Origin of the sequence: Moritella sp. (genome assembly GCF_033791185.1) — a bacterium.
Classification (GTDB): Bacteria; Pseudomonadota; Gammaproteobacteria; order Enterobacterales; family Moritellaceae; genus Moritella.
The window spans coordinates 1-6,038 of sequence record NZ_JASJHF010000210.1 but is presented as its reverse complement, the minus strand read 5'-3'; the positions used below and the strand labels follow the sequence as shown (position 1 = coordinate 6,038).

Sequence of the window (6,038 nt, the reverse complement as noted above, 5' to 3'; positions counted from 1 at the left end):
GTGATCGTTGTAGTAGCTTGCTCTGACATTTCGTTCTCACCTGTTTTTTTATGCTTAATCTCAACTGCTGCATAGGATAATGATTTGAGTTTTATTTAAAGTGATGTAGATCTCTTTTCCGCTTCGAACCTAAAAATAACCATGTATTTATCAAAATAATTTGAAGTGCCGCGTGTTTTTTATTAACAACCTCTTTAACCGTATGATAATTAAACAGTGGCGGTGCTTTATGCTTTAAGTTCGACTCTTAATCTTACTTTTAGTGTTTTATGCTGCGTTTGTTTGAAATTTTGAGCTTTAAATAGTTCCGATGATTTTAAATTAAATATATTAGTAGCTAATAATGGGTATTTTTTAGGGTTTAACAATTTATTAGCAATTGATTTGTGTACCTAGATCACACTAATGATAATGGGGTTCAAATTTATTTGAGTGCTACTTTTGAGGCTTTCAGTATATAAATGGTTCAACTGCCCAGTTTTGAGTATTTATTTAGTAGTAAAAGTCGATTTGAGGTGGATATTTCAGCATCTAAAGTGAATAGATGCTGAAATATCCTTTGTTGGGGTTTTATTTTGTTATTTCTTTAATGGATAGATAAAATGACCGCGTACAGCGTAATGATCTGATAAGTCCCAAATGCCCCACAGAGATTCGGTTAATACGCGTGGTGCGAATATTTCTTGGCTTGCTGTGAGAGGTTGTAAATTATCATTACCTGTTAATGTGTAATCTAGATATTCTAAGTAAGGTTTTTCTGCCCAATAATTAGTGTTGGAATCAAAAGACAGGTTGTGACCCTTATTTTCAGGTTCGGTTGCATCAAGGATGTATTCCATTTGATCTCGATCACCAGGCAAACCAATTTTGTTGATGTTAAAGTCACCCGCTAAAATGACCGCTTCATCCGCCGGAATATTTTGTGTGCGTATAAATTCCCCCATTTCTTCTAACTGCGCTAAACGCGCTGCGCGATTGGCATCATCATCTGATGATTGAGTGTGCGTCGCAAATACATGGTAAATGTAACCTTGCTTATTAATACGGGTATAAATAACCCCACGAGTAGCGGCGCACTGAATACCATTACAGTGAGTATATTTTAGATTTTTTTCTTGTTCGACTGGCCACGGGGTTAAAATGCGCGTGCCTGATTGCATAATTTTTCCCAGTTTGAATATTTCACTGCTAGTGAAGCTATATTCTTTACTTAGCTGTTTAAGTAATTTGTTTGTGCGGATGAGATCAAAGACTTCGGTTAATACCAGAACGTCATAACCTGACATTACCGCTGGCATTTCACTCAGGCGTGTATCTACCTTTTTAGAGCCGAATATAGTCGTAGCCCAAATGTTGTAGCTTAATAGACTCAGCTCGTTACCAGGGCCAATTGCGGGATTTTTGTCGTGCTGCTGTAATACGTAACTGACCTTGCCACCTTTACTCAATTTATCACTGTTAAAGGCTATGGTGTTTTTGGTCGTGGCAAGTTGTATCTCGAACCGCTGAATTGCACTGTCTGTTTGTGGCGCGATGGTTAACCCATCACTGTCGATACCAAAAGCAAGTTCATCGTTGAGCACCTGTTGCGTGAGGCTAAAACTATAATCTGCATTGCTTAATGAAATCGCAATGTCATTGTCGCTACTGGTTCGGGTGATATTTGCTATATCAACGGTACTTAGTGGCATCACTTCTGTTGTTAATAATTCGATATTATCGCCTGCTGCAATATAGGCATATAAAGTGTGGGGTGTGCTGTTAGTAAACTGAATAATGGTATGGCGTTCTGCTGGTACTTGGCTCATCGCCCATAGTGCAGGGGATAATATAAATAAACCAAGTAATATTGTTATCTTCCGTAACATGTTTGCGTCCTTTTTTTTGGTTATCAGTGTCATATCTGTGACACACTGTTTTCATTGTACATCATGATTTGAGATATAAAGTACGTATATTAACCAGTTAATTTGACAATTTAATGAAAATTATATTATTTGCGATATCAGTCTCTTGGCAGCGTCTGCTATTTTTAATAGTTAACGTATGCTTCGGCGCAATTTAATCGCAATTAAGTTTAACTTTATAGTTTTAGATTGCTTTAAAGTGAGGTTTGATTGGTTTTAAACGCTTTGCATTTGGTGTTTTTGTAGTTTTTAATCATTGATCTTGCTATGTGTTTAGGTATAAATTCTATTATTAATTGGATTTAACAAACTTGGTACGGGTAAATGGCTGCAATACAGAATAATGATGGTGAATCTCGAGGGCATTTTGGTTCTCGTTTTGGTTTTATAATGGCGGCGGCTGGGTCTGCAGTTGGTGTCGGTAATATTTGGGGGTTCCCTACGCAAGCGGCAAGTAATGGTGGTGGTGCATTTTTAATTGTGTACATGTTCCTTATCTTTTTACTTGGTTATCCAATGCTGGTTGCTGAATTGATGGTTGGTCGTCATGGCCAAACTAACCCTGCCGATGCTATGGCTAAATTAGGTCGTTCGCCTGTGACTAAAATGGCTGGTCGCATGATTGGTTTAGCATCAATTATCTGTGCTGCGATGATCTTCAGTTTTTATGCCGTACTTTCTGGCTGGTTCGTGAGTAACACACTCGCGCCGGTTGCCACTCTGGTTGGCGCAGATGAAGCAAGCCGTTGGTTAGTTGATTTCTCATTGTCGCGTAATATTGTCTTTACCTTGATCTTTATATTAATGACTGTGTATGTTATCCAGAAAGGTGTGCAAGACGGTATTGAAAAATGGTCAAAGCGTTTAATGCCACTGCTGTTTGCAATCTTAATTGCGAGTGTTATTTATATTTTATTCCAGCCGGGGGCAAACGAAGGCGTTACAGCTTTGTTCAAGGTTGATTTTAAGAAGGTAATGCACTCAGATGTGATTATTGGTGCACTTGGTCAGACATTCTTTTCGCTATCGATTGGTACGGGCGTAATGATGATTTATGGTTCATATCTTCAATCAACAGAAAACATCAGCAAATTAGCGGTACACGTAACCGTTATGGATACCGCTGTTGCCTTCTTAGCGGCAATGTTAATTCTACCTGCTATGTATGTCGCTAAACACAACGGTGTGACAATCTTTGATGCTGAAGGTAACTTATTAAGCTCTGATACGCTGGTATTTACTGTGTTACCGGCATTGTTTGCGACGATGGGCGCTGCAGAGCATATTGTTGCTATCATCTTCTTTGCGCTAATGTCTGTTGCAGTATTAACATCTGCTATCTCGGTAATAGAAGTACCAACTAGCTACATTATAGATAAAACAGCAATGCCACGTAAGAAAGTCGCGTGGATTGTTGGTGCCGTTCTTACTGCATTGGCTATGGTTGTCGTCAGCAATTTTGACTTTATGTTTGGTTTCATGATTAACTTATCAACAGAGGTAATACAGCCACTAGTCTGTTTAGGTCTTGCTATTTTCGTGGGCTGGGTATGGCATCGCAATAGCTTATTAACTGAGATTAAAGGTCAAGATGGCGCAGACGTAAACGGTGTATTCTGGAAAGTATGGCCGCTATATGTGAAGTTTATTTGTCCTGCTTTAATCATCGTATTAATCAGTACCTCACTTTAATGAGAAAATAAGTCTGAATAGGTGGTTTATTTAGGCCAAGATAGATAATGTAAAAAAGCCCAGTAGAGTGTTCTACTGGGTTTTTTGCTATTCATTGAATACCTAACAGCTTAATTATTTTAAAGCGAGCGCGTAAGCTAGAGGCATTTTGCTGGTTTAGGTAATCCAGCAATTTTGGTCGCTTGCTTCGCAGGGCCCTTCGGAAACAGCTTGTATAAATAAATACTGTTACCTTTATCTTCACCTAGCTTCTTTGCCATTGCTTTTACCAATGCGCGAATAGCAGGGGAGGTGTTGTACTCAAGGTAAAAATCACGCACAAAGCGCACGACTTCCCAATGGGCTGGACTCAGCTTAATACTTTCTTGCTCTGCAATCAGCGGGGCAAGGGATTCACTCCAATCACTCGGATTCAGTAAATAACCTTGCTTGTCGGTTGCGATTTCTTGTTCATTAATAATTAACATAGACATAAACTAATTTTAGAGGGAAAACAAAAAAGCCTCGTCAAACGAGGCTTTTTAACTATTAATTAATATAACTGAACTTAGTTATTTAGCAACAACGAGATTAATCGTCACCACCCATAATACCTAGGATTTGTAATAAGCTAACAAAGATATTATACAGTGATACAAAGATAGTCACAGTTGCCGAGATGTAGCTCGTTTCGCCACCTTTAATGATCGCACTTGTTTGCATCAAGATAGCACCTGATGAGAACAAGATGAACATTGCACTGATAGCGAGGCTAAGTGCTGGGATTTGTAGGAAGATGTTACCAATCATAGCAACGATTAATACCACAAAACCGGCTGTCATCATGCCACTGAGGAAAGACATATCTTTCTTCGTTGTAAGCACATATGCAGACAAACCAAAGAAAGTAAATGCAGTACCAGCAAATGCCAATACAACAATGTCACCCATACCAGCACCTATGTACATGTTAATTAATGGGCCTACTGTATAGCCTAAGAAACCGGTGAATAGGAATACAAACAAAATACCCATCGAGTTGTTACGGTTCTTTTCTGTTAAGTACATTAAACCGTATACACCAACAAGGGTAATGATAAATCCAGGAGAGGGTAAGTTTAATGTGACTACTGCAGCAGCAATTATTGCTGAAAACGCGAGTGTCATCGCTAATAACATATAGGTATTTCGAAGTACCTTATTTGTCGCTAGTGCGCTTGCCTGCGACTGAGTCTGAATCGTACGTTCTTGCATTGTGCCTTTCCTTAATAATTAACACTGCCAGTTAGAGTATCAGTATACCCTAAAGTTCCGACATAATATGACGATGTAGTTAATTTATAGCCAAATAAGTTAAAAACAAGCCTTTTAGCTAAAAAGTGTGATTATTTTTTAAAAACGCTTTAACTTTTCAAAAAACGCTGTATTATACGCTCCATTGCTGCGGAGGGGTGGCAGAGTGGCCGAATGCACTGGTCTTGAAAACCAGCAGGGGTTAATAGCTCCTCGAGAGTTCAAATCTCTCCTCCTCCGCCATCTATATAGAAAAAGGCGCTATCTGAAAAGATAGCGCCTTTTTTGCATTTTAGCATTTATAAATTCTATTTCTCTGACATAGAACATTGTCCTCGTTCTGTGTTTGGCTCGACATTTTGTTTTACGATGAGACTTAACTCATCAGCGCCACCCACATAACGTCCATCTATCCATATTTGCGGTACCGTCACAGGTTGCTTAGGGTCGATTAATGGTTTTACTCTAGAAAGCATCTCGTAGAGCGCGCGAGGATTGGTGATCACATCGTGATAAGTGTATTCAATATTAGCTTGTTGTAAGTAGGTTTTGGCACGTTGGCAGTGCGGGCAGGCTTGTTTGCCAAAAATATGCTGACCAGCAATAGGAACTTGCTGAGAATGTGCCTCGATCACCGCTTGGGTTAATATGCCTCGATTTAACGCCCGCCCTTGACTGACGACCTTACCGGCAACCATGACAATAGGTGCGTGCCAACCGCCTTTGAGTAGTGGTTGCCACCATTCATTTAACCAGTCTTTGATTTCTAGTTCGATGGAAATACCCTCTAGTTCATTTTTTAGGGTATCCAAGACAATATCTTTGGTTAGTGCACATTCACCACAAGGGATCTTTATATGAAAAGGTCCCCAATCGCCAGCCCAGCGATAGATAGTGATCTTGACTGCTTGTTGATTCATATAACACCTTTAATGATAAATAATTCTATTTAGTCGTTGAATTAGACTCCGAAGCGAGTGAAAAGTAGACGGTTAAGTCCTTGTTTCTAGTTTTTTAGCGGCTACATGTTTACAACCCTCAGTCATATCTCTATTATACGCTCCATTGCTGCGGAGGGGTGGCAGAGTGGCCGAATGCACTGGTCTTGAAAACCAGCAGGGGTTAATAGCTCCTCGAGAGTTCAAATCTCTCCTCCTCCGCCAGCTA

The 6,038-nt window shown here is 39.6% G+C and carries 5 protein-coding genes and 2 tRNA genes; 3 read left to right on the top strand and 4 right to left on the bottom strand.

Translation table 11 applies throughout. The annotated features are described in order from the left end of the window. Positions 1–578 precede the first annotated feature (578 nt). Positions 579–1,583: a sphingomyelin phosphodiesterase gene (locus tag QNK26_RS12530; RefSeq protein WP_413816366.1), complete on the bottom strand. Its 1,005-nt coding sequence runs from the start codon at positions 1,581–1,583 to the stop codon at positions 579–581. A 648-nt stretch (positions 1,584–2,231) separates the two neighbouring features. On the opposite strand from QNK26_RS12530, the gene QNK26_RS12525 reads away from it, so the two are divergent. Continuing rightward, on the top strand, positions 2,232–3,599 hold the full coding sequence (locus QNK26_RS12525; RefSeq protein WP_319223390.1) for a sodium-dependent transporter: 1,368 nt from the start codon (positions 2,232–2,234) through the stop codon (positions 3,597–3,599). A 137-nt stretch (positions 3,600–3,736) separates the two neighbouring features. On the opposite strand, the gene QNK26_RS12520 is transcribed toward QNK26_RS12525, so the two are convergent. Continuing rightward, positions 3,737–4,066, bottom strand: a complete 330-nt coding sequence (locus QNK26_RS12520) for a TusE/DsrC/DsvC family sulfur relay protein (RefSeq protein ID WP_319223393.1) — start codon at positions 4,064–4,066, stop codon at positions 3,737–3,739. 103 nt (positions 4,067–4,169) lie between these two features. Beyond that, positions 4,170–4,832 (bottom strand): Bax inhibitor-1/YccA family protein, encoded by a 663-nt coding sequence (locus tag QNK26_RS12515; protein WP_319223387.1) that lies wholly within the window; start codon positions 4,830–4,832, stop codon positions 4,170–4,172. A 191-nt stretch (positions 4,833–5,023) separates the two neighbouring features. On the opposite strand from QNK26_RS12515, the gene QNK26_RS12510 reads away from it, so the two are divergent. Continuing rightward, positions 5,024–5,114 (top strand) — tRNA-Ser (locus QNK26_RS12510). 65 nt (positions 5,115–5,179) lie between these two features. On the opposite strand, the gene QNK26_RS12505 is transcribed toward QNK26_RS12510, so the two are convergent. Further along, positions 5,180–5,791: a glutaredoxin family protein gene (locus QNK26_RS12505; RefSeq protein WP_319223385.1), complete on the bottom strand. Its 612-nt coding sequence runs from the start codon at positions 5,789–5,791 to the stop codon at positions 5,180–5,182. A gap of 152 nt (positions 5,792–5,943) precedes the next feature. Between QNK26_RS12505 and QNK26_RS12500 the strand changes: the two genes are divergently transcribed. Continuing rightward, a tRNA-Ser gene (locus QNK26_RS12500) sits at positions 5,944–6,034 on the top strand. The last annotated feature ends 4 nt before the right edge of the window (positions 6,035–6,038 follow it).

What these genes read in the sequence shown, in the direction of transcription:
- QNK26_RS12525 (WP_319223390.1), top strand. Translation starts at nt 2,232, where the DNA reads ATGGCTGCAATACAGAATAATGATGGTGAATCTCGAGGGCATTTTGGT.
- QNK26_RS12520 (WP_319223393.1), bottom strand. Translation starts at nt 4,066, where the DNA reads ATGTTAATTATTAATGAACAAGAAATCGCAACCGACAAGCAAGGTTAT.
- QNK26_RS12515 (WP_319223387.1), bottom strand. Translation starts at nt 4,832, where the DNA reads ATGCAAGAACGTACGATTCAGACTCAGTCGCAGGCAAGCGCACTAGCG.
- QNK26_RS12505 (WP_319223385.1), bottom strand. Translation starts at nt 5,791, where the DNA reads ATGAATCAACAAGCAGTCAAGATCACTATCTATCGCTGGGCTGGCGAT.